18 protein-coding genes are annotated in these 22,860 nt (G+C 69.2%); 14 read left to right on the forward strand and 4 right to left on the reverse strand.

Annotated features, from left to right (window positions below):
• Nucleotides 1-79 precede the first annotated feature (79 nt).
• The 4 genes from ACZ4UB_RS14185 to ACZ4UB_RS14200 form a co-directional block, all read right to left on the reverse strand.
• On the reverse strand, nt 80-850 hold the full coding sequence (locus tag ACZ4UB_RS14185; RefSeq protein WP_385780063.1) for a succinate dehydrogenase/fumarate reductase iron-sulfur subunit: 771 nt from the start codon (nt 848-850) through the stop codon (nt 80-82).
• A complete protein-coding gene (locus ACZ4UB_RS14190; protein ID WP_468070352.1) occupies nt 847-2,775 on the reverse strand; it encodes a fumarate reductase/succinate dehydrogenase flavoprotein subunit in 1,929 nt (642 codons plus the stop codon). Before ACZ4UB_RS14190 ends, ACZ4UB_RS14185 begins: the two co-directional genes overlap by 4 nt.
• Nucleotide 2,776: 1 nt before the next feature.
• On the reverse strand, nt 2,777-3,598 hold the full coding sequence (locus ACZ4UB_RS14195) for a hypothetical protein (protein ID WP_468070353.1): 822 nt from the start codon (nt 3,596-3,598) through the stop codon (nt 2,777-2,779).
• 209 nt (nt 3,599-3,807) lie between these two features.
• Nucleotides 3,808-4,029, reverse strand: coding sequence for a hypothetical protein (locus ACZ4UB_RS14200; protein WP_354379630.1), 222 nt, complete (start codon nt 4,027-4,029; stop codon nt 3,808-3,810).
• Between the two features lie 361 nt (nt 4,030-4,390).
• Between ACZ4UB_RS14200 and ACZ4UB_RS14205 the strand changes: the two genes are divergently transcribed.
• From ACZ4UB_RS14205 to ACZ4UB_RS14270, 14 genes are all read left to right on the forward strand, one after another.
• Nucleotides 4,391-6,859, forward strand: a complete 2,469-nt coding sequence (locus ACZ4UB_RS14205) for an ABC transporter family substrate-binding protein (protein ID WP_468070354.1) — start codon at nt 4,391-4,393, stop codon at nt 6,857-6,859.
• Between the two features lie 317 nt (nt 6,860-7,176).
• The gene (gene typA, locus ACZ4UB_RS14210) at nt 7,177-9,075 is read left to right on the forward strand and encodes a translational GTPase TypA (RefSeq protein WP_468070355.1); all 1,899 of its coding nucleotides are present in this window, start codon (nt 7,177-7,179) and stop codon (nt 9,073-9,075) included.
• 416 nt (nt 9,076-9,491) lie between these two features.
• Entirely contained in the window at nt 9,492-11,135 is a 1,644-nt protein-coding gene (locus tag ACZ4UB_RS14215; RefSeq protein WP_468070356.1) for a peptide ABC transporter substrate-binding protein, read from the forward strand.
• A 182-nt stretch (nt 11,136-11,317) separates the two neighbouring features.
• Nucleotides 11,318-12,241 (forward strand): ABC transporter permease, encoded by a 924-nt coding sequence (locus ACZ4UB_RS14220; RefSeq protein ID WP_354379626.1) that lies wholly within the window; start codon nt 11,318-11,320, stop codon nt 12,239-12,241.
• 31 nt (nt 12,242-12,272) lie between these two features.
• Nucleotides 12,273-13,205 (forward strand): ABC transporter permease, encoded by a 933-nt coding sequence (locus tag ACZ4UB_RS14225; RefSeq protein ID WP_468070357.1) that lies wholly within the window; start codon nt 12,273-12,275, stop codon nt 13,203-13,205.
• 16 nt (nt 13,206-13,221) lie between these two features.
• Entirely contained in the window at nt 13,222-14,277 is a 1,056-nt protein-coding gene (locus tag ACZ4UB_RS14230; RefSeq protein WP_385780043.1) for an ABC transporter ATP-binding protein, read from the forward strand.
• Nucleotides 14,270-15,418 (forward strand): ABC transporter ATP-binding protein, encoded by a 1,149-nt coding sequence (locus ACZ4UB_RS14235; protein WP_385780040.1) that lies wholly within the window; start codon nt 14,270-14,272, stop codon nt 15,416-15,418. Before ACZ4UB_RS14230 ends, ACZ4UB_RS14235 begins: the two co-directional genes overlap by 8 nt.
• 143 nt (nt 15,419-15,561) lie before the next feature.
• Nucleotides 15,562-16,491 carry a GNAT family N-acetyltransferase gene (locus ACZ4UB_RS14240; protein WP_468070358.1) on the forward strand — a complete coding sequence of 310 codons (930 nt, stop codon included), beginning with the start codon at nt 15,562-15,564 and terminating at the stop codon, nt 16,489-16,491.
• Nucleotides 16,492-16,632: 141 nt separating this feature from the next.
• A complete protein-coding gene (locus tag ACZ4UB_RS14245) occupies nt 16,633-18,258 on the forward strand; it encodes a peptide ABC transporter substrate-binding protein (protein ID WP_468070359.1) in 1,626 nt (541 codons plus the stop codon).
• Nucleotides 18,259-18,348: 90 nt separating this feature from the next.
• Nucleotides 18,349-19,272, forward strand: a complete 924-nt coding sequence (locus ACZ4UB_RS14250; protein WP_468070360.1) for an ABC transporter permease — start codon at nt 18,349-18,351, stop codon at nt 19,270-19,272.
• Nucleotides 19,265-20,266: an ABC transporter permease gene (locus tag ACZ4UB_RS14255; RefSeq protein WP_468070361.1), complete on the forward strand. Its 1,002-nt coding sequence runs from the start codon at nt 19,265-19,267 to the stop codon at nt 20,264-20,266. The genes ACZ4UB_RS14250 and ACZ4UB_RS14255 overlap by 8 nt, the downstream gene beginning before the upstream one ends.
• 12 nt (nt 20,267-20,278) lie before the next feature.
• Nucleotides 20,279-21,253: an ABC transporter ATP-binding protein gene (locus ACZ4UB_RS14260; protein ID WP_468070362.1), complete on the forward strand. Its 975-nt coding sequence runs from the start codon at nt 20,279-20,281 to the stop codon at nt 21,251-21,253.
• Nucleotides 21,246-22,313 (forward strand): ABC transporter ATP-binding protein, encoded by a 1,068-nt coding sequence (locus tag ACZ4UB_RS14265; protein WP_468070363.1) that lies wholly within the window; start codon nt 21,246-21,248, stop codon nt 22,311-22,313. Before ACZ4UB_RS14260 ends, ACZ4UB_RS14265 begins: the two co-directional genes overlap by 8 nt.
• Nucleotides 22,314-22,643: 330 nt before the next feature.
• Entirely contained in the window at nt 22,644-22,838 is a 195-nt protein-coding gene (locus tag ACZ4UB_RS14270; protein WP_283459796.1) for a hypothetical protein, read from the forward strand.
• The last annotated feature ends 22 nt before the right edge of the window (nt 22,839-22,860 follow it).

The following is a 22,860-nucleotide window of genomic DNA, read 5'->3' on the forward strand; positions in this document are numbered from 1 at the left end:
GGATCACATTTGGGAGGTTATGGGGGGTTTCGCGCCCCCGCACCCCGAGCCCCCGCACCCCGAGCCCCCGCCCCCGGGATCAGTCCTTGCGACGGCCGATCTTCGAGCCCAGCCAGACCAGCGGGTCGTACTTGCGGTCGACCGCCCGCTCCTTCAGCGGGATCAGGGCGTTGTCGGTGATCTTGATGCCCTCGGGGCAGACCTCCGAACAGCACTTGGTGATGTTGCAGTAGCCCAGCCCGTGCTCCTCCTGGGCCGTCCGCTTGCGGTCCAGGCCCTGCTCGGCGGCCGCGTCCAGCGGGTGCATGTCCAGCTCCGCCACCCGCATCAGGAACCGCGGCCCCGCGAAGGCGGCCTTGTTCTCCTCGTGGTCGCGCACCACGTGACAGGTGTCCTGGCACAGGAAACACTCGATGCACTTGCGGAACTCCTGCGAGCGCTCCACGTCCACCTGCTGCATCCGGTACTCGCCCGGCGCCACCCCCTCGGGCGGCACGAACGCCGGGACCTCCCGCGCCTTCGCGTAGTTGAAGGACACGTCCGTCACCAGGTCCCGGACCACCGGGAACGCCCGCAGCGGAGTGACCGTGATCGTCTCCTCGCGGGAGAAGGTCGACATGCGGGTCATGCACATCAGCCGCGGCCGGCCGTTGACCTCCGCGCTGCACGAGCCGCACTTGCCCGCCTTGCAGTTCCACCGGACCGCGAGGTCGCCGGCCTGGGTGGCCTGGAGCCGGTGGACGATGTCGAGGACCACCTCGCCCTCGTTCACCTCGACGGTGAAGTCCCGCAGCTCACCGCCCTCGGCGTCGCCCCGCCAGATCCGGAACGCGGCGTCGTAGCTACTCACTCGTAGAGCTCCTCTTCGGCGAGGTACTTGACCAGCTCTTCCTTCTCGAAGAGCGCGAGCAGGTCCGGGCGGACGGGCTCGGTCCGGGTGTGTTCCAGGGCGATCCGGTCGGCCGCCGGGCCGGCGGGGTCCGCCGGGTCCACGGGCACCGGCCGGCAGAGCAGGTTCACCGGGCGCCAGGCCCGGTCCATGGCCGGGTAGTCCTCCCGGGTGTGGCCGCCGCGGCTCTCGGTGCGCTCCAGGGCGGCCCGGGCCACGCACTCGCTGACCAGCAGCATGTTGCGCAGGTCCAGGGCCAGGTGCCAGCCCGGGTTGAACTGGCGGTGCCCCTCCACCCCGGCGCGGGCGGCCCGTACGCGCAGCCCCGCCAGCCGCTCCAGCGCCTCGGCCATCTCGCCCGCGCGCCGGATGATGCCGACCAGGTCGTTCATCGCCTGCTGGAGCTCCTGGTGGAGGGTGTACGGGTTCTCCGCGCCCTCCTCGGCGTGGAAGGGGGCCAGCGCCTCCTCGGCCGCCGCGTCGACCTCCCGCTGCGGGGCCACGGGCGGGGCGCCGGCCAGATCGGCGGCGTACGCGGCCGCGTGCAGTCCCGCCCTGCGGCCGAAGACCAGCAGGTCGGACAGGGAGTTCCCGCCCAGCCGGTTCGAACCGTGCATCCCGCCCGCGACCTCGCCCGCCGCGAAGAGCCCGGGCACCCCGAGGGTCGCCGCCGTCTCCGAGTCGACCGCGATCCCGCCCATCACGTAGTGGCAGGTCGGGCCGACCTCCATCGGCTCCGCGGTGATGTCCACGTCCGCCAGCTCCTTGAACTGGTGGTACATCGACGGCAGTCGCCGCCGGATCCGCTCGGCGGGCATCCGGGTGGACACGTCCAGGAAGACCCCGCCGTGCGGGGAGCCGCGGCCCGCCTTGACCTCGGAGTTGATCGCGCGGGCCACCTCGTCGCGGGGGAGCAGCTCGGGCGGGCGCCGGTTGTGGTCCGGGTCCTCGTACCAGCGGTCGCCCTCGGCCTCCGACTCGGCGTACTTCTCCTTGAAGACGTCCGGGACGTAGTCGAACATGAACCGCTTGCCCTCGCTGTTGCGCAGCACGCCGCCGTCACCGCGCACCGACTCGGTGACGAGGATGCCCTTGACCGAGGGCGGCCAGACCATGCCGGTCGGGTGGAACTGCACGAACTCCATGTTCAGCAGCGGCGCCCCGGCCAGCAGGGCCAGGGCGTGGCCGTCGCCGGTGTACTCCCAGGAGTTCGAGGTGGTCTTGAAGGACTTCCCGATCCCGCCCGTGGCCAGCACCACCGCGGGGGCCTCCAGGACGAAGAAGCGGCCGGACTCGCGCTCGTAGCAGAAGACCCCCGCGACCCGCCCGCCGTCGCCCCGGCCGTGGTCCTTCAGGACGCGGGTGACGGTGCACTCCTGGAAGACCTTGAGCCGGGCCTCGTGGTCCCCGTACTCCTTGAAGTCCTCCTGCTGGAGCTGGACGATCTTCTGCTGGAGGGTCCGGATCAGCTCCAGTCCGGTGCGGTCGCCCACGTGCGCGAGGCGCGGGTACTCGTGGCCGCCGAAGTTGCGCTGGGAGATCCGCCCGTCGGGCGTCCGGTCGAAGAGCGCCCCCCAGGTCTCCAGCTCCCAGACCCGGTCGGGGGCCTCCTTGGCGTGCAGCTCCGCCATCCGCCACTGGTTCAGGAACTTCCCGCCGCGCATCGTGTCGCGGAAGTGGACCTGCCAGTTGTCGCCCTCGTTGACGTTGCCCATGGAGGCGGCGATGCCCCCCTCGGCCATCACCGTGTGGGCCTTGCCGAAGAGGGACTTGCAGATCACGGCGGTACGGGCGCCCCGCTCGCGGGCCTCGATCGCGGCCCGCAGCCCGGCGCCGCCCGCACCGACCACGACCACGTCCCACTGCTGCCGGTCGACTTGAGCCATGTCAGAAGATCCTCGGGTCGTCGAGCGCACCGCTGGCCAGCAGGTACACGTAGAAGTCGCAGAGCGCGACGCTGATCAGGGAGGCCCAGGCCAGCTGCATGTGACGGGAGTTGAGCCGGCTCACCCAGCCCCACAGCCGGTAGCGCACCGGGTGCTTGGAGAAGTGCTTCAGCTTGCCGCCCATGATGTGCCGGCAGGAGTGGCAGGACAGCGTGTAGGCCCAGATCAGCGCGATGTTGACGAGGAACAGCAGCGAGCCGAGGCCCATGTGGCCCCAGGCGTAGTGCGCGTCGCGGAAGGTCAGCACGGTGTCGTAGGTGAGGATGCCCGCGACCGGCAGCGCCGCGTAGAAGAAGTAGCGGTGCATGTTCTGGAAGACCAGCGGGAAGCGGGTCTCGCCGGAGTACTTCGCGTGCGGCTCGGCGACCGCGCAGGCCGGGGGCGAGGCCCAGAAGCCCCGGTAGTAGGCCTTGCGGTAGTAGTAGCAGGTGAGCCGGAAGCCGAGCGGGAAGACCAGCACCAGCAGCGCGGGGGACAGGCCCCACCAGCTGCCGAAGAGGTCCCAGTTGGGCCCGTCGCGCATCTCCCGGCAGTTCTCCGCGAGGCACGGGGAGTAGAAGGGCGAGACGTAGGGGGCCGCGTAGTAGTCGGCGTTGGAGAAGGCCCGCCAGGTCGAATAGACGATGAAGGCGAGCAGCCCGGCCGCGGTGCCGGCGGGGGCCAGCCACCACCGGTCGGTGCGCAGGTGCCGGGCGGTGATCGCGGCGCGGGAGGCGCCGTGCACGCCGGTCAGGGGTCGGGGTGGTTCCGTGCCTGTGGCCAAAGGGGACTCCGGGAGGAGTGGAGGGGTGGCCCAGGAGACCCGGCCGCCGGGTGGCGGCGGGGCCTGATGGGGAGTGCCGGGCGAAACCGGCCGTCGCGTGCCGCGTGCCGTGTGTCGTGCTCCGTGTGCTGCGTGCTGCGTGCTGCGTGCTGCGTGCTGTGTGGCGTGTGGCGTGTGGTGCGGGCCGTGCGCGTGCGGTGCCGTACGGCTCAGGGCGCCCGGCGGTCGCGGGCGCCGAGGCCCTCGTCGTCGGAATCCGTCCACAGCGTGCTGTCGTACGGGGTGTCCGGGACGAAGACCGTCCCCTCCCCGCCCGGGGGCCCCGAGGCCGCGGGCGCCTGGCGCGCGACGTCCCGCTCCAGTCGCTCGACCGAGCGGACCAGCTCGTTCAGATTGCGTCGTACGGCGGTCAAATCGTCCTGCAGGGACATGACTTGCCCTCACTTCCGCAGGTTGCGGTGGCAACGCTCATGTGCGCCTGCGAGTGTCGCGCCTGAGGGCGCCGGTTGTGAAGGGACGTGACGGTATTGCGGGCGCGCAGGCCGGAACCGTGCGCCCCCGGTCCGCCGGCCCCGGATCCCCCGAACGGGTCAGCGCGCGCCCGGCGCGCGCCCGGGATTGGTCCGCACGGGTGGGGTTCGCGGCGTGGCGCGGGTCGGCTGCGAAGGGTGCGCGAGGCGGTCGATTTCAGTGGGTTCATCACCAGTGTGATCAGCTCCATATACCGCCAAACGTGATCAAGCCACCCCACCGAGTCCCGCCCCGCTCGGCCCCGCTCCGGAGGTACCACCCATGTCCCAGAGAAGGCGCAGGTCCTTGGCGCTGCTGACCTCGGGAGTCCTCGCACTGCCGCTGCTGACGGGCTGCGGCGGCGCCGAAGACGAGGGCGGCCCGGCCGCCGCCGGTCAGGACATCTCGTCCACCACCCGCGACCTGGTCGCGGACGGCGGGTCGGTGCGCTGGGCCGTCGACGCGCTGCCCGAGACCCTCAACACCTTCCAGGCGGACGCCGACGCCACCACCGGGCGGATCGCCGGAGCCGTCCTGCCGCAGCTCTTCGTCATGGACGCCAAGGGACGGCCCGCCGCCAACCCCGACTTCCTGGAGAAGGCCGAGGTCATCGAGCGCGAGCCCAAGCAGGTCGTGCTCTACAAGCTCAACCAGCAGGCGGTGTGGAGCGACGGCCGCGAGGTCGGCGCACCCGACTTCGTCGCGCAGTGGCGGGCCCTGAACGGCAAGGACTCGGCGTACTGGACGGCCCGCAACGCCGGCTACGACCGGATCGAGAAGATCGAGCGCGGCGCCAACGACCTGGAAGTCAAGGTCACCTTCGCCAAGCCCTACACCGACTGGCGCTCCCTGTTCAGCCCGCTCTACCCCAAGCAGGTCACCGGCAGCCCCGAAGCCTTCAACGAGGGCGCGCGCGGCGCCCTCAAGGTGACGGCGGGCCCCTTCAACCTCGGCGCCATCGACAAGAAGACCGGCACCGCGGCACTCTCGCGCAACCCGCGCTGGTGGGGCCGCCCCGCCAAGCTCGACTCCCTCGTGCTGACCGCCGTCCCCCGCGCCGAGCGCGCCGCCGCGCTCGCCGCCGGGAAGCTGGACCTGGCCGAGATCGACCGCGGGGCCGCCGACCGCGTCGCGCTCGCCCACCGGGACGCCGCCCACCAGGGCGCCCCCGCCCACGGCCCCGGCGCCGCGGTGACCGCCGCCCAGGCCACGCTCTCCTGGGCGGTCGCCTTCGGCGCCGACGAGGGCAAGGCCCGGGACGAGCAGGAGAGCCGCAAGAAGAACGCCGAGGCCGCCGCCGCCTACGCCGCCCAGCAGAAGGCCCTGCGCTCCTTCACCGTGCGCAAGTCGCTGGAGCCCGCCTACACCCAGCTCGCGCTCAACGGCGCCTCCGGGCCGCTGGCCGACGAGCGGGTGCGCCGGGCGGTGGCCCGGGCGCTGGACCGCCAGGGCCTCGCCGACATCGTGCTGAGGCCGCTGGGCCTGCCCTCGAAGCCGGTCGGCAGCCACGTGGCCCTGGCCGGGCAGCGCGCGTACGCCGACAACAGCGACGCCCTCGGCGGCCAGGACACCCAGGCCGCCCAGGCCCTCCTCGCCGACGCGGGCTGGCGCAAGGGCGGCAAGCTGTCCGACCCCTCCGGCGCCAAGGCCGGCTCCGAGAGCGAGAAGAAGGACGACGGGAAGACCCTCGGCCGCCGCGCCCCCGCCGCCCCCGCCGACGGTGACGGCACCGGCAACGACGGCCTGTACATCGTGGGCCAGGACGACCGGGGCGGCGCCCGCCCGCCCGCGGCCCTGAACCCGCTGCGCCCGGCCCTGCGCCCCGGCGACCGGCCGGCCCGCCAGGAGGACGAAGCCGCCCGCCGGCCCGAGGGCCCGGTCGAGCCGCAGGCCGGCGGACTCCCCGAGGGCGACGCCCGCTACGCCCCGGACGGCGAGATCGTCGACGCCGACCGCTTCGCCACCGGCGCCCACCAGCCCTCCCCGGTGCTGGCGGCCGTACCGCTCGCCGAACAGCAGGAGGCCGCGCTCCTGGCCCAGGCCGCCGCGGTCGACGACGGCAAGCGCAACCCGTCCCTGGACGCCGGGGTCGCCCCGGCCGAGGAGCAGGGCGCCAAGGCCAGCCCGGCGCCGGCGCCCGCCAAGCACACCGTCCGCAACTCCGGCGCCATGCTGGCCAAGGACGGCAAGCCGCTCACGCTGCGCTTCGTGCTCCCCTCGGGCCCCGGCTCCGAGGCGCTGCGCACGGTCGGCGAGCGGATCTCCCAGATGCTCCAGAAGATCGGCGTCAACACGGAGCTGACCAAGGTCGCCGACGACAGCTTCTTCAAGGACCACATCGCCTCGGGCCAGTACGACCTGGCCCTGTACTCGTGGCCCGCGACCGCCTTCCCGGCGACGGACGCCCGACCGATCTTCGCCAAGCCCGCGCCCGCCGCCGACGGCTCGCTGCTCGTCGAGCAGAACTACACCCGCGTCGGCACCGACCGGATCGACCAGCTCTTCGACCAGGCGCTCGGCGAGCTGGACGAGGAGCAGTCCCGCGACCTGATGCGCAAGGCGGACGCCCGGATCTGGGCCGCGGCCGGCTCCATCCCGCTCTTCCAGCGCCCCGAGCTGGTGGCGGCCAAGCCCGGCCTGGTCAACGCGGGTGCCTTCGGACTGGGGGCGCCCCGCTTCCAGGACATCGGCTGGATCAAGCCCGCCGGCGCGGCGAAGTCGGGATCGGAAAAGGCCGCGAAGAAGAGCTGACGTGACACCCAAGGTCGGGTGAACAAGCTCAGAAGTGACTCAAGTCCCTTGCCCGCCGCTCACCTCGGCGGGCAAGGTCGTACGTAGCCATTGACCCGCAAGAACACCGGCCGGGACCCCCCACCCCAACCCCGGCCCAGCACCGTCCGCGACCCCGTCGCGGTCAGCCCTCCGGCCTCTTGACAGACCCCCCGGCGTGCGGTTCCCGCCACGCAACGTACGATGGGGTAAGGCCGTGGCAGGTTTTTCCGCCCGGCGGGCGCGCGTGCCGGACCGTACGCGACGCCATCCACGATTCCGGGAGAAGCGCCGCCAGTATGACCACGCGCCACGACATTCGTAATGTAGCCATCGTCGCCCACGTCGACCATGGCAAGACGACCCTCGTCGACGCCATGCTGAAGCAGGCAGGTGCCTTCGCCGCCCACCAGCACCTCGACGACCGCATGATGGACTCGAACGACCTGGAGCGCGAGAAGGGCATCACCATTCTCGCGAAGAACACCGCGGTCAAGTACCACCCGAAGGAGGGTGGCGCGCCGATCACGATCAACATCATCGACACCCCGGGTCACGCCGACTTCGGTGGTGAGGTCGAGCGCGGCCTGTCCATGGTCGACGCGGTCGTCCTGCTCGTCGACGCCTCCGAGGGCCCGCTGCCGCAGACGCGCTTCGTGCTCCGCAAGGCGCTGCAGGCGAAGATGCCCGTCATCCTCTGCATCAACAAGACCGACCGCCCCGACTCGCGGATCGACGAGGTCGTCAACGAGACGTACGACCTCTTCCTCGACCTGGACGCGGACGAGGAGCAGATCGAGTTCCCGATCGTCTACGCCTGCGCCCGTGACGGCGTCGCCTCGCTGACCAAGCCGGAGGACGGCACCGTCCCGGCCGACAGCGAGAACCTCGAGCCGTTCTTCTCGACGATCCTGGCGCACGTGCCGGCCCCCGAGTACGACGAGGCCGCCCCGCTCCAGGCCCACGTCACCAACCTCGACGCCGACAACTTCCTGGGCCGCATCGCCCTGGTCCGCGTCGAGCAGGGCGAGCTGCGCAAGGGCCAGACCGTCACCTGGATCAAGCGCGACGGTTCGCAGTCGAACGTCCGCATCACCGAGCTGCTCATGACCGAGGCGCTCACCCGCAAGCCGGCCGAGGTGGCGGGCCCGGGTGACATCTGCGCGGTCGCCGGTTTCCCCGACATCATGATCGGCGAGACCCTCGCCGACACGGAGAACCCGATCGCGCTCCCGCTGATCACGGTCGACGAGCCGGCGATCTCCATGACCATCGGTACGAACACCTCCCCGATGGTCGGCCGCGGCGGCAGCGGCAAGGGCGCGGACGCCAAGTCCGCGGTCAAGGACCGCAAGGTCACCGCCCGCCAGGTCAAGGACCGTCTGGACCGCGAGCTGATCGGTAACGTCTCGCTCCGCGTCCTGGACACCGAGCGCCCCGACGCCTGGGAGGTGCAGGGCCGCGGTGAGCTGGCGCTGGCCATCCTGGTCGAGCAGATGCGCCGCGAGGGCTTCGAGCTGACCATCGGCAAGCCGCAGGTCGTCACCCAGCTCGTCGACGGCAAGGTGCACGAGCCGGTCGAGCGCATGACCATCGACGTGCCCGAGGAGCACATGGGCGCGGTCACGCAGCTCATGGGCGTCCGCAAGGGCCGTATGGACAACATGTCGAACCACGGTTCCGGCTGGGTCCGCATGGAGTTCGTCGTCCCGTCCCGCGGCCTCATCGGCTTCCGTACGGAGTTCCTCACGAACACCCGCGGTACGGGCATCGCCCACTCGATCCACGAGGGCCTGGAGCCGTGGTTCGGCGAGCTGAAGACCCGTAACAACGGTTCGCTGGTCGCCGACCGCGCCGGTTCGGTCACGCCGTTCGCGATGATCAACCTGCAGGAGCGCGGCGTCCTGTTCACCGACCCCGGCACCGAGGTGTACGAGGGCATGATCATCGGCGAGAACTCGCGCGCCGACGACATGGACGTGAACATCACCAAGGAGAAGAAGCTCACGAACATGCGTGCGGCTTCCGCGGACAACACGGAGAACGTGGTGCCCCCGCGCAAGCTGTCGCTGGAGCAGTCCCTGGAGTTCTGCCGCGACGACGAGTGCGTCGAGGTGACCCCGGAGGCCGTCCGCATCCGCAAGGTCGTTCTGGACCAGAAGGAGCGCGGTCGCACCTCTTCGCGCGCCAAGCGGTAATTGCCGCGAAGGTCACTTTTTGTGACTCGACCCCTTCCCCACGGGCTCCGTGGTGGAGGGGTCGTTCGCTTTTGTCAAGCGGATTGTCTCGTTCATGTGTCCGTATATCGGGCGTCACACTCCGGAAGGTGTACTAACCGTCCGTTTCGCGGGTGTCTGTCTAGGCTCAGTTTGTCCGTATTTCGGGCTACTGACCTGTAGTGATGTTGTCAAAACGAGACCCTTTAAGTGTGGTTTACGGGTCGGCCGTACTTAATAGTTGGCACCAAGCTCGGGTCAATGGGTCACGCACTGTGGGGAGTGTCGACTCACGAGCACACTGTGGGTAACTCATCGCGTCATCGCTGTCAGGGGTGTCAGCGTGCGATCGAGTACCCCGTCTTGTAGTGACAAGTGGACTCATGAGGAGGAAACCCATGCGTGGTGCTCAGAGCGCCAAGTGGGTCGCGGGCGCGGCAATCATTGCCCTCGCCGCGACTGCCTGTGGTGGCGGCGGGGAGAAGAAGGCGGCGGGTCCCGAAGGCGGTACCTTCCGCCTCGGTATCACCGAGCCGGTGGCGATCGACCCGTACAACACGCAGGAGTCTGAGGGCGCCCTGGTCGCGCACAACCTCTTCACCGGCCTGTACAGCGCGACGCCGGACGGCAAGCTGAAGCCGGCTCTGGCCGAGTCGTTCACCACGAGCGACGACGGCAAGACCTGGACCTTCAAGATCAAGGCCGGCACCAAGTTCTCCAACGGTGAAGCGGTCGACGCGGAGTCGTTCATCCGCGGCTGGACCCGCACCGTCGCGAAGGCCTCGGCCTCCGACGTCGCGTACCCGATGGACGGAATCGTCGGCTACAAGGAGCTCAACGGCGGCACCAGCGACAAGTTCGCCGGTCTGTCGGCTCCGGACGCCAACACGCTGAAGGTCGAGCTGTCCGCGGCTGACTTCGAGTTCGACAAGAAGACCGTCCACACGGTCTTCAGCCCCGTTCCGAAGGTCGCCGGCGCCGCCAACAACAAGGCGTACAACGACGCTCCCATCGGCAACGGCCCCTTCAAGATGGAGGGTTCGTGGCAGCACAACAAGTCCATCACCATGGTCCGTAACGACGACTACGGCCTGGAGAAGGCGAAGCTCGCCAAGGTTGAGATCTCGATCCTCAACTCGGCCAACGCCGCCACCCTCGAGTACCAGGGTTACCAGGCGGGTAGCTTCGACTGGGCGCGCATGCCCACGCCGCAGCTGCCGGTCGCCAAGGCCAAGTACTCGGCCAAGAAGCAGTGGATCGAAGCCGACACCTCGGGTATCAACTACCTGGTCGTCTTCAACCAGAACGCGCCGATGAACAACGTCGACGCGCGCAAGGCGATCTCCTACGCGATCGACCGCGAGGCCATCGCCAAGGGCGTCTTCCAGGGCATGCAGAAGCCCGCCACGTCCGTGCTCCCGCCCTCGTTCGCGGACACGTACACCAACAACCTCTGCACCTCCTGCATCAAGCAGGACCCGGCCAAGGCCAAGGAGCTCGCGGCCAAGGGCGGCCTGAAGCCGGGCACCGTCCTGGACTTCGGCTACAACACCGGTGGCGGCCACGAAGAGTGGGTCCAGGCCATCGCGCAGCAGCTGAAGGACGTCCTCGGCCTCGAGGTCAAGCTGAACGGCAAGCCGTTCAAGGAGGCCCTGGCGCAGCAGCAGGACAAGGCGACCGCCGGTATCTGGCGTTCGGCCTGGGGCGCGGACTACCCGACCCCGGACAACTTCCTGTTCCCGCTGCTCGACTCGGGTTCGATCAACGAGGACCCCGCCACGGGCAAGGCCCAGGGTGACAACCGCGGTCGCTACAACAACCCGAAGTTCGACGAGCTGATCACCAAGGCTCGCGCCACCAAGGACCCGGCCGCTCGCGCCGCGGTCTACAAGGAGGCCGAGAAGATCGCCGTCGAGGACGACCAGGCGCTGATCCCGACCTGGAAGCGGACGCAGTACCGCCTCGCGAACACGGACAAGTTCAGCAACATGGCGATGGACTTCTTCGAGGACCCGAACCTCGCGGAAATCTCCGCCAAGTAGTCGTACTTCTTCACCAGTAGGTAGGCGAAGGCTGTGGGGGTCGGAGTAACTTCTTCGGTCCCCACGGCCTTCGCTCAGTCCCGGGCGCACCCCTCATCTCTCCCGTTCCGCGCCCGGAAGCGGCCAATCTCCCGATCGGATGATGCCGCCAACCCCCACGCTCAGTATGTGAAGGAGGCATCGTGGGCAGATATGTGATCCGGCGGCTCGGACAGATGGTGGTCGTCCTCTTCGGTGCGACGATTATTCTCTTTGGCTGTCTCTTCGTGCTCCCGGGCGACCCGGTGGGTTCGCTCGGCGGTGACAAGGCCCGCGACCCGGCGGTGGTCGAAGCGCTCCGTGAACGCTACGGACTCAACGACCCGCTGCCGGTCCAGTACGGCAACTTCGTCAAGAACCTCGTCCAGGGCGACCTCGGTGAGGACTTCACCCAGCGCCGCCCCGTGACCGAGGTGCTCCAGCCCAAGCTCGTGAACACCGCCGAGCTCGCGCTGTTGGCGATCGTCCTCGACATCGCGATCGGCCTGTTCGCCGGTCTGATCGCGGCGCTGTTCAGATACTCCTTCTGGGACGTACTGATCACGCTCCTGACGACCATGGCCGTGGGCTTCCCGTCCTTCGTGATCGGCATGGTCTTCCAGAAGGTCTTCGTGATCCAGCTCGAATGGGTCCCGCTGATCTCGGACGGCACCTTCAAGTCGATGATCCTGCCGGCCTTCGTGCTCGCGATCCTCGACGCGGCGCTCGTGGCGAGGCTCATGCGCGGCACCATGCTGGAGGTCCTGCGGGCCGACTACGTCAAGACGGCCGTCGCCAAGGGTCTGCCCCGGCGCACGGTGCTCTTCAAGCACGTCATGCGGAACTCGATCATCCCGGTCGTCACGTACCTGGGTATCTCCTTCGGCTCGCTGCTCGGTGGCGCACTCATCACCGAGGCGATCTTCAACTGGGACGGCATCGGGCTCGCCCTGGTGCAGGCGGTTCAGCAGCAGAACAACCCGATCATCATCGGCGTGGTGACCTTCGGCGTCGCCGTGTTCGTCCTGCTCAACCTGATCGTCGACCTCTTGTACGCGGTCCTCGACCCCCGCATCCGTCTCGCCTGATCCCAGGCAGCCCGTTCTAGGAGTCATACCCATGACCGAGCTCACCAAGAGCACATCGGTGGCGGGGGACGCGACCGCCGTGGCAGGGGGCGCGAAGGCCGTAGAGGCCGAACCCGCGATCGCCCGTGTCACCCAGTGGGGCGAGATCCGCCACCGCTTCCTCGCCAACAAGCTGGCCGTCGTCGGCCTCGCCCTCGTCGTCGGGCTGTTCGCGGTCGCGCTGTTCGCGCCGCTGATCGCCCCGCACGACCCGTACGCGCAGGACCTGACCAACACCCTGCAGGCCCCGGGCGGTGCGCACTTCCTCGGTACGGACGCGCTCGGCCGCGACCAGTTCTCGCGCATCATCTACGGCAGCCGCATCGCGGTCATCGTCGGTCTCGCGTCGATCTTCCTGGCCTGTGCGATCGGCATCGTCATCGGCGCCATCGCGGGCTACTTCGGCCGCGGGACGGACTCCGTCCTGATGCGCATCGCCGACGTGTTCTTCGCCTTCCCGCTGCTCATCGGCGCGATCGTGATCATCATCGCGATGGGCCGTGGTGTCACCCCGGTGATCATCTCGCTGGCCATCTTCTCCTGGCCGACGGTCGCCCGTCTGCTGCGCAGCTCGATCCTGTCGGTCCGCGAGGCCGACTACGTGCTGGCCGCGCGCGCCCTCGGCGCGGACACCCGGCGGATCATCATCCGGCACATCCTCCCCAACTCCGTCGCCGCGGTGATGGCGTACGCCGCCTTCAGCGTCGGTGGAGCCATCGTGGCCGAGGCCTCGCTGTCCTTCCTGGGCGTCGGCGTGAGCCCGGAGATTCCCGAGTGGGGCAACATGCTCGCCGGTGCCAAGGACTTCATGGGCGTCAAGGACTACCTGTGGACGTACCCCAGCATCGCGATCGTGCTGACGGTTCTCGGCTTCGTTTTCGTCGGCGACGGGCTCCGCGACGCCCTCGACCCGAAGCTGCGCTAGAAGGGCGGCACCACTTATGACTACTTCAAGCGTCACCGCAGAAGTGCCCCACCAGAGGGCAGCGGGTGCCGAGGCACCCGTGCTCGAAGTGCGCGACCTGCACGTCGAGTTCAAGACCCGCGAAGGCGTGGTCAAGGCCGTCAACGGCGTGAACTACAGCGTTTCCTCAGGTGAGACGCTGGCAGTCCTCGGCGAGTCCGGTTCCGGCAAGTCCGTGACCGCGCAGGCCATCATGGGCATCCTCGACTCGCCCCCCGGGCGGGTCTCCCAGGGCGAGATCCTCTTCAAGGGCCAGGACATCCTGCAGCTCCCGGAGAGCGAGCGGCGCAAGCTGCGCGGTCCGAAGATGGCGATGATCTTCCAGGACGCGCTCTCCGCGCTGAACCCGGTGTACTCCGTCGGCAACCAGCTGGGCGAGATGTTCCGCGTCCACCAGGGCATGTCGAAGAAGGACGCCAAGACCAAGGCCATCGAGCTGATGGAGCGGGTGAAGATCCCGGCTGCCCGCAGCCGTGTCAACGACTACCCGCACCAGTTCTCCGGCGGCATGCGCCAGCGCATCATGATCGCGATGGCGCTCGCCCTGGAGCCCGACCTGATCATCGCGGACGAGCCCACCACGGCGCTCGACGTGACGGTCCAGGCCCAGGTCATGGACCTGCTGGCGGACCTGCAGCGCGAGTACAACATGGGTCTGATCCTGATCACCCACGACCTCGGCGTCGTCGCCGACGTCGCGGACAAGATCGCCGTGATGTACGCGGGCCGCATCGTCGAGCAGGCTCCGGTCCACGAGCTGTACGGGCGCCCCGCGCACCCCTACACGCGCGGTCTGCTGGACTCGATCCCGCGCCTGGACCAAAAGGGCGAAGAGCTCTACGCGATCAAGGGGCTGCCGCCCAACCTGCTCAAGATCCCGACGGGCTGCGCCTTCAACCCGCGCTGCCCCAAGGCGCAGGACATCTGCCGCACCGACGTCCCGGCCCTGCTGCCGGTGACCGAGCGCGACGGCATCGAGCTGGTCGGCCGCGGCAGCGCCTGCCACTTCTGGGAGGAGCAGATCCATGGCTGAGCTGAGCAAGAAGGACAACGCCGTGGACGACGCCACCCCGAGCCTGGCCGAGGTCGAGACCGTCGACGTCGCGTCCGAGGAAGCGGCCCTGGAGGCCATCGCGGCCCCCGTGGACCGCGGCGAGCCGATCCTGCAGGTGCGCAACCTGGTCAAGCACTTCCCGCTGACCCAGGGCATCCTCTTCAAGAAGCAGATCGGCGCCGTCCGCGCGGTCGACGGGATCTCCTTCGACCTGCACCAGGGCGAGACCCTCGGCATCGTCGGCGAGTCGGGCTGCGGCAAGTCGACCGTCGCCAAGCTGCTGATGCTGCTGGAGACGGCCACGTCCGGCGAGGTGTTCTACAAGGGCACGGACATCACCAAGCTGTCGGGGAAGGCCCTCAAGGTCGTCCGCCGCAACATCCAGATGGTGTTCCAGGACCCGTACACCTCGCTGAACCCGCGCATGACGGTCGGCGACATCATCGGCGAGCCGTACGAGATCCACCCCGAGGTGGCTCCCAAGGGCGACCGGCGCCGCAAGGTCCAGGAACTCCTGGACGTCGTGGGCCTGAACCCGGAGTACATCAACCGCTACCCGCACCAGTTCTCCGGCGGTCAGCGCCAGCGCATCGGCATCGCCCGCGGCCTCGCGCTCAACCCGGAGATCATCATCTGCGACGAGCCCGTCTCGGCGCTCGACGTGTCGGTGCAGGCGCAGGTCATCAACCTGATGGCGAAGCTGCAGGACGAGTTCAACCTCTCCTACATCTTCATCGCGCACGACCTCTCGATCGTCCGGCACATCTCGGACCGCGTGGGCGTGATGTACCTCGGCAAGATGGCGGAGATCGGCACCGACAAGCAGATCTACGACCACCCGACGCACCCGTACACGCAGGCACTGCTGTCCGCCGTGCCGGTGCCGGACCCGACCGCCCGCGAGGGCCGGGACCGGATCATCCTGTCGGGCGAGATCCCCTCGCCGGCCAACCCGCCGTCGGGCTGCCGCTTCCGCACCCGCTGCTGGAAGGCCGAGGACAAGTGCTCCTCGGAGGAGCCGCTCCTCGCGATCCCGGAGCGCTTCAAGGGCCAGGAGTCCCTGGCCGCGCACGAGTCCGCGTGCCACTTCGCCGAGGAGAAGGCCGTCCTGGCCGTCTGACCCCGGTGCGACGAGCGCCCGGTAGCCGGAAGTCCCTTTCCGGCCGCCGGGCGCTCGCGCGTTCCCGGACGGGCCCGATCCCGCGCCCCTGATAGGGGAAAATCCCGTTGCGTCCGCCGGGCCGCCCCCTCGACAGTGGAGCGATGCTGACCGTACGCCCCGCAGGGCCCGGTGACGCCGGTGACATCTGCGCCCTCCTGAATGCCGTCGACCGGATCGAGATCGGCAGGCCGGAGACGGATCTGCACTCGGTCGAGGCCGACCTCAACCACCCCGAGGTGGACCTGGCCACCGACTCCTGGCTCGCCTTCGACGACGGGCGGCTCGTCGCCTACGCCATCGTCTGGGCGGACTCCGGGCCGGGCCGGATCGACTCCGACCACTACGTCCTGCCCGACCGGCAGGCCGCGGGCGCGAAGCTGCTGGAGCTGATGGAGGCGCGGGCCCGGGAGATGGCCGCAGGCGCCCCCGGAGCCCGGCTGCGGCTCCAGCTCAACGTACGGCCGACCCTGGACCTCGGCATCATCGCCGGGTACGGCTGGAGCACCGTGCGCCACTACCAGGTGATGACCCTCGACCTCACCGCGGACCCGCGCCCGGAGCCGGCGCCGCCCGCCGGGCTGGACGGCCTGGTGCTGCGCGACTGCGCCGCCGACCCGGCCGACCCCCGGCGGGCCCACGCCCTGATCGAGGAGACCTTCGCGGCGCACTTCGGCCACGTGGACCGCCCGTACGAGGGCTGGCTGGACTACCTCGACGCGCGCGAGCTGGACTGGTCCCTGGTGTGGATCGCGAGCCTGCCGGGGCAGGGGGACGTGGGCGTGCTGCTGACCCGGGACGACCGCACGGCCATGGGCTGGGTCAGCCACATCGGCGTACGGCCCGACCAGCGCGGCCGAGGGATCGGCGGCCACCTGCTGCGCCACGCCTTCGCCGTCTACGCGGCGCGCGGACGCACCACGCTCGGCCTGGGCGTCGACACGGAGAACGAGACCGGGGCGCTGGGCCTGTACGAGCGCCACGGGATGGGCGTGCACTTCGCCGTGGACACCTGGGAGCTGCCGCTTCCCTGACCGTCCGTCCACTCGCAGGGGTGACAGAGGTCCCCCGGGCGTGCCCAATCGGGCGCGCTTGGGGTGCGCGGGCGCATCGGTCGGGTGACATTGGGTCTCCAGCGAGTCTCGGTGAGTCTCGGGAGCCCAAGGAGGCACTCCATGCGCGGAGCCACCCACGCCAAGTGGGCCGCTTGTGCGGTCGCCGTCGCCCTCACGGCGACGGCCTGCGGCGGCGGAAGCGACAGTGGCGGCGGTGGCGCCGGCATCATCAGCTCCTCCTGGGGCGACCCGCAGAACCCCTTGGAGCCGGCCAACACCAATGAGGTGCAGGGCGGCAAGGTCCTCGACATGCTCTTCCGGGGTCTCAAGCGCTACGACCCGAAGACCGGCGAGGCCAAGAACATGGTCGCCGACAAGATCGAGACGACCGACAGCCAGAACTTCACGATCACGCTGAAGGACGGCTGGAAGTTCAGCAACGACGAGCCGGTCACCGCCCAGTCCTTCGTCGACGCCTGGAACTACGCGGCGGACGTGCGCAACAAGCAGAACAACTCGCCCTTCTTCGCGGACATCGTCGGCTACGCCGACCTGCACCCGGAATCCGGCGACCCCAAGGGCAAGACGATGTCGGGCCTGGTGGTCAAGGACGCCAAGACCTTCACGGTCGCCCTCAAGGAGAAGTTCTCCACCTGGCCCGACACCCTCGGCTACCAGGCGTTCTCCCCGCTGCCCAAGGCCTTCTTCACCGACCACGCGGGCTGGCTGAGCAAGCCCGTCGGCAACGGCCCCTACACCGTGGACTCCTACACCAAGGGCACGGCGATCAAGATGCGCAAGTGGGAGGGGTACGCGGGCGCGGACAAGGCGCAGAACGGCGGCGTGGACCTCAAGGTCTACACCGACAACAACACCGCCTACACCGACCTGATCTCCGGCAACCTCGACCTCGTCGACGACGTGCCGGCGCAGCAGCTGAAGAACGTCAAGAAGGACCTGGGCGACCGGTACATCAACCAGCCCGCCCTGATCATCCAGACGCTGACCTTCCCGCTGTACGACGCCGCCTGGGGCAAGCCGGGCATGGAGAAGGTCCGCCGCGGCATCTCGATGGCCATCAACCGCGACGAGATCACCAAGCAGATCTTCCAGGGCACCCGCACCCCCGCCAAGGACTGGACCTCCGCGGCGCTCGGCGACAAGGGCGGCTACTCCGCCACCGCGTGCGGCGACGGCTGCGCGTTCGACCCGACGATGGCGAAGAAGCTGATCGAAGAGGGCGGCGGACTGCCCGGCGGCAAGGTCACGCTCACCTCGAACGTGGACACCGGCTCGCACCGCGAGTGGATGGACGCCATCTGCAACAGCATCAACAACGCCCTGGGCAAGGGCGCGGTCTGCACGGTCAATCCGGTCGGCACCTTCGCGGACTTCCGCAACCAGCAGAGCGCCTTCAAGCTGACCGGCCCCTTCCGTTCCGGCTGGCAGGCCGACTACCCGCTGATCCAGAACTTCCTGGAGCCGCTGTACTACACGGGCGCCTCCTCCAACTACGGGAAGTTCAACAACAAGGACTTCGACAAGCTCGTCGACGAGGCGAACCAGGAGAGCGACACGGCCAAGGCGACGGCCAAGTTCCAGGACGCGGAGAAGATCCTCGCCGAGCAGATGCCCTCCATCCCGCTCTGGTACCAGAACGGCAGCGCGGGCTTCTCGGAGCGCCTCTCGGGCGTCGAGCTCAACCAGTTCAGCGTGCCCGTGTACGACCAGATCAAGGTCAGCTGACCCGTCCCCACCAGAGACCGGGCCTGCCGCCACCACCGTCACCATCAGTGAACCGGTGGCGGCAGCCCCGCCGACACCCTGGAGGCCTCCATGGGACGGTACGTGATCCGGCGGCTGCTCCAGATGATCCCGGTGTTCATCGGCAGCACGTTCCTGATCTTCTTCATGGTCTACGCGCTCGGTGACCCCGTGGCGGCGCTCTTCGGCGACAAGGCCCCCGACCCGGCCACCGCCGCGCGCATCCGCAAGGACCTCTTCCTCGACCAACCCCTGTGGAAGCAGTACCTCCACTACATGGGCCAGATCTTCAAGGGCGACTTCGGCACCGCCTTCAACGGGCAGAAGGTCACCTCCCTGATGTCCACGGCCTTCCCGGTCACCCTGCGCCTGACCATCGTGGCCATCGTCATCGAGGTCGTGGTCGGCATCACCCTCGGCGTGGTCAGCGGGCTGCGCCGCGGCAAGGCCATCGACACCACGCTGCTGGTGCTCACCCTGGTCGTCATCTCGGTGCCCACCTTCGTGACCGGGTACCTGCTCCAGTTCCTGCTCGGCGTGAAGTGGGGCTGGGTCCGACCCACCGTCTCCCCGGACGCGCCCTTCGACGAGCTGATCCTGCCCGGCATCGTGCTCGCACTGGTCTCCCTCGCCTACGTCACCCGGCTCTCGCGCACCTCCATCGCCGAGAACGTCAAGGCCGACTACGTCCGCACCGCGGTGGCCAAGGGCCTGCCGCGCGGCCGGGTCATCACCCGCCACCTGCTGCGCAACTCGCTCATCCCCGTGGTCACCTTCATCGGCACCGACATCGGCGCCCTGATGGGCGGCGCGATCGTCACCGAGCGCATCTTCAACATCCACGGCGTCGGCTACCAGCTCTACCAGGGCATCCTGCGCAACAACGCCCCCACGGTCGTCGGCTTCGTGACCATCCTCGTCATCGTCTTCCTGCTGGCGAACCTGCTCGTCGACCTGCTCTACGCGGTCCTGGACCCGAGGATCCGTTATGCCTGATCCCGAGCGTTACGACCCGCTGCGACCCGGCAAGGGGGAGGCGATCGCCCCCACCGGACAGGGCGGCGCCATGGACCTCGCCCTGGAGGAGGCCGAGAGCCTGGAGAAGCCGCTCGGCCCCGGCGGCGGAGCCACCGGGCCCCAGGAGAAGGCGCGTTCGCTGTGGTCCGACGCCTGGCAGCAGCTGCGCCGCAACCCGGTCTTCATCCTCTCCGCCCTCCTCATCGCCTTCCTCGTCGTCATCGCGATCTGGCCGCAGCTGATCGCCGACGGCGACCCGCTGCGGTGCGACCTGTCCAAGTCCCAGCAGGGCCCCGCCTCCGGCCACCCCTTCGGCTTCGACACCCAGGGCTGCGACGTCTACACGCGCACGGTGTACGGCGCCCGCGCCTCCATCACCGTCGGCGTCTGCGCCACCGTCGGCGCGGCCCTCCTCGGCTCCTTCCTCGGCGGCCTGGCCGGATTCTTCGGCGGCTGGGGCGACGCGCTGCTCTCCCGGGTCGCCGACATCTTCTTCGGCATCCCGGTCGTCCTCGGCGGTCTGGTCTTCCTCTCGGTGGTCACCAGCACCACGGTCTGGCCGGTGGTCGGCTTCATCGTGCTCCTGGGCTGGCCGCAGATCGCCCGCATCGCCCGAGGCTCCGTCATCACCGCCAAGCAGAACGACTACGTCCAGGCCGCCCGCGCGCTCGGCGCGAGCAACAGCCGGATGATGCTGCGCCACGTGGCGCCCAACGCCGTCGCTCCGGTCATCGTCGTCGCGACGATCGCGCTCGGCACCTACATCGCCCTGGAAGCGACCCTGTCCTTCCTCGGCGTCGGGCTGCGCCCGCCCACGGTCTCCTGGGGCATCGACATCTCCAACGCCGCCTCGCAGATCCGCAACGCCCCGCACATGCTGCTCTACCCGGCGGGCGCGCTGAGCCTGACCGTGCTCGCCTTCATCATGCTCGGCGACGCGGTGCGCGACGCCCTCGACCCCAAGCTGCGCTGAGGAGTGGGCACCATGCTGCTCGAAGTCCGCGACCTCCACGTGGAGTTCCGTACCCGCGACGGGGTCGCCAAGGCGGTCAACGGCGTCACCTACTCGGTGGCGGAGGGCGAGACCCTCGCCGTGCTCGGCGAGTCCGGCTCCGGCAAGTCCGTCACGGCGCAGGCCATCATGGGCATCCTGGACACGCCCCCGGGCAAGATCGCGGGCGGCGAGATCCTCTTCAAGGGCCAGGACCTGCTGACCATGAAGGAGGAGGCCCGCCGCAAGATCCGGGGCGCCGAGATGGCGATGATCTTCCAGGACGCGCTGTCCTCGCTGAACCCGGTGCTCAGCGTCGGCGCCCAACTGGGCGAGATGTACGAGGTGCACCGCGGGATGTCCCGCAAGGCCGCCCGCGCCAAGGCGGTCGAGCTCATGGACCGGGTCAAGATCCCGGCCGCGAAGCAGCGGGTGGGGGACTATCCGCACCAGTTCTCCGGCGGAATGCGCCAACGCATCATGATCGCCATGGCGATGGCCCTGGAACCCTCGCTGATCATCGCGGACGAGCCGACCACCGCCCTGGACGTCACCGTCCAGGCCCAGGTCATGGACCTGCTCGCGGAGCTCCAGCGCGAGCTCAACATGGGCCTGATCCTGATCACCCACGACCTGGGCGTGGTCGCGGACGTAGCCGACAAGATCGCCGTGATGTACGCGGGCCGGATCGTCGAGGCCGCCCCGGTGCACGAGATCTACAAGAACCCGGCGCACCCCTACACCCGCGGCCTGCTCGATTCCATCCCGCGCCTGGACCAGAAGGGCCAGGAGCTGTACGCCATCAAGGGCCTGCCGCCCAACCTGCTGGCCATCCCGCCCGGCTGCGCCTTCAACCCGCGCTGTCCGATGGCACAGGCCGTCTGCCGGGGCGAGGTACCGCCGCTGGCGCAGGTGGCCGAGGACCGCACCAGCGCGTGCTTCTTCTGGAAGGAGTGCCTCGGTGCCTGAAGCGATCCTCGAAGTCACCGACCTGGTCAAGCACTACCCGCTGACCCAGGGCATCCTCTTCAAGAAGCAGGTCGGCGCGGTCAAGGCGGTCGACGGGGTGTCCTTCTCCCTGACCCGGGGCGAGACCCTCGGCATCGTCGGCGAGTCCGGCTGCGGCAAGTCCACGGTCGCCAAGATGCTGGTGAACCTGGAACGGCCCACGGCGGGCGCGATCTCCTACAAGGGCGAGGACCTCACGAAGTTGTCGGGCAAGGCCCTCAAGGCCGTCCGCCGCAACATCCAGATGGTCTTCCAGGACCCGTACACCTCGCTGAACCCGCGCATGACGGTCGGCGACATCATCGGCGAGCCGTACGAGATCCACCCCGAGGTGGCCCCCAAGGGCGACCGGCGCCGCAAGGTCCAGGACCTGCTCGACGTGGTCGGCCTGAACCCGGAGTACATCAACCGCTACCCGCACCAGTTCTCCGGCGGCCAGCGCCAGCGCATCGGCATCGCCCGCGGCCTGGCCCTGCGTCCCGAGATCATCGTCGCGGACGAACCGGTGTCCGCGCTGGACGTCTCCGTGCAGGCACAGGTGGTCAACCTGCTGGAGCGGCTCCAGGACGAGTTCGACCTGTCGTACGTGTTCATCGCCCACGACCTCTCGATCGTCCGGCACATCTCGGACCGGGTGGGCGTGATGTACCTCGGCCGGGTGGTGGAGATCGGCACCGACACCCAGATCTACGACCACCCGACGCACCCGTACACACAGGCCCTGCTCTCCGCCGTGCCCGTCCCGGACCCGGAGGCGCGCAAGCACCGCGAGCGGATCATCCTCTCCGGGGACGTGCCCTCCCCGGCCGATCCGCCGTCGGGCTGCCCCTTCCGCACCCGCTGCTGGAAGGCGGAGAACCGGTGCGCCCAGGAAGTGCCGCTGCTGGCGGTCCCGCTGGAGCTGCGCGCGGCGGGGGGCGCGGCGGCCCATCCGTCGGCCTGTCACTTCGCGTCGGAGAAGCCGTCGACCCGGCCCGCGCCGCCATCGGAACCAGGACCTCCGGATCCGCCCGAAGCGTAGTGCGCGACGCGCCGAAGAAGATCGCACGAGGCCGGCAACCGGCTTAACATGGAGGCAACTTGACCGTCTCGGCGACGAGATCCGGGCGGGGGAACCTGATCGCCGTACGGTCCGTGCGGGTGCCGTCAACCGTCCGGCGGGGTGTGAGCCCCGCCGGACGGTCGCACGTGGTGCCGATGCTCCTCCGTATGCGCGGTGTGCGCCCCTCGTGCTGCCGGTTCTCGATCGATGCGCTGGTACGGATAGTTATGATCCATAGCGCACGGTGGGTATGTGTCCGCCGAGCACGCGAATCGATTCGATGTCCGCTCGACGTGGAGGTGAACCGCCGTGGCACTCTCGATCTCGGCCGTGGTGCTACTGGGGATCGTCGTCTTCCTGCTGGTCCGGAAGTCCGGACTGAAGGCGGGGCACGCGGTCGTGTGCGTGTTGCTGGGCTTCTACCTGTCCAGTTCCTCGATCGCTCCCACTCTCAGCCAGCTGACCACGAACGTCGCGGGCATGATCGGTGGCCTCAAGTTGTAGGGCCGCCTCGTAGGCTGGCCCC

The sequence above is a fragment of the Streptomyces sp. NPDC028419 genome, from assembly GCF_055565515.1.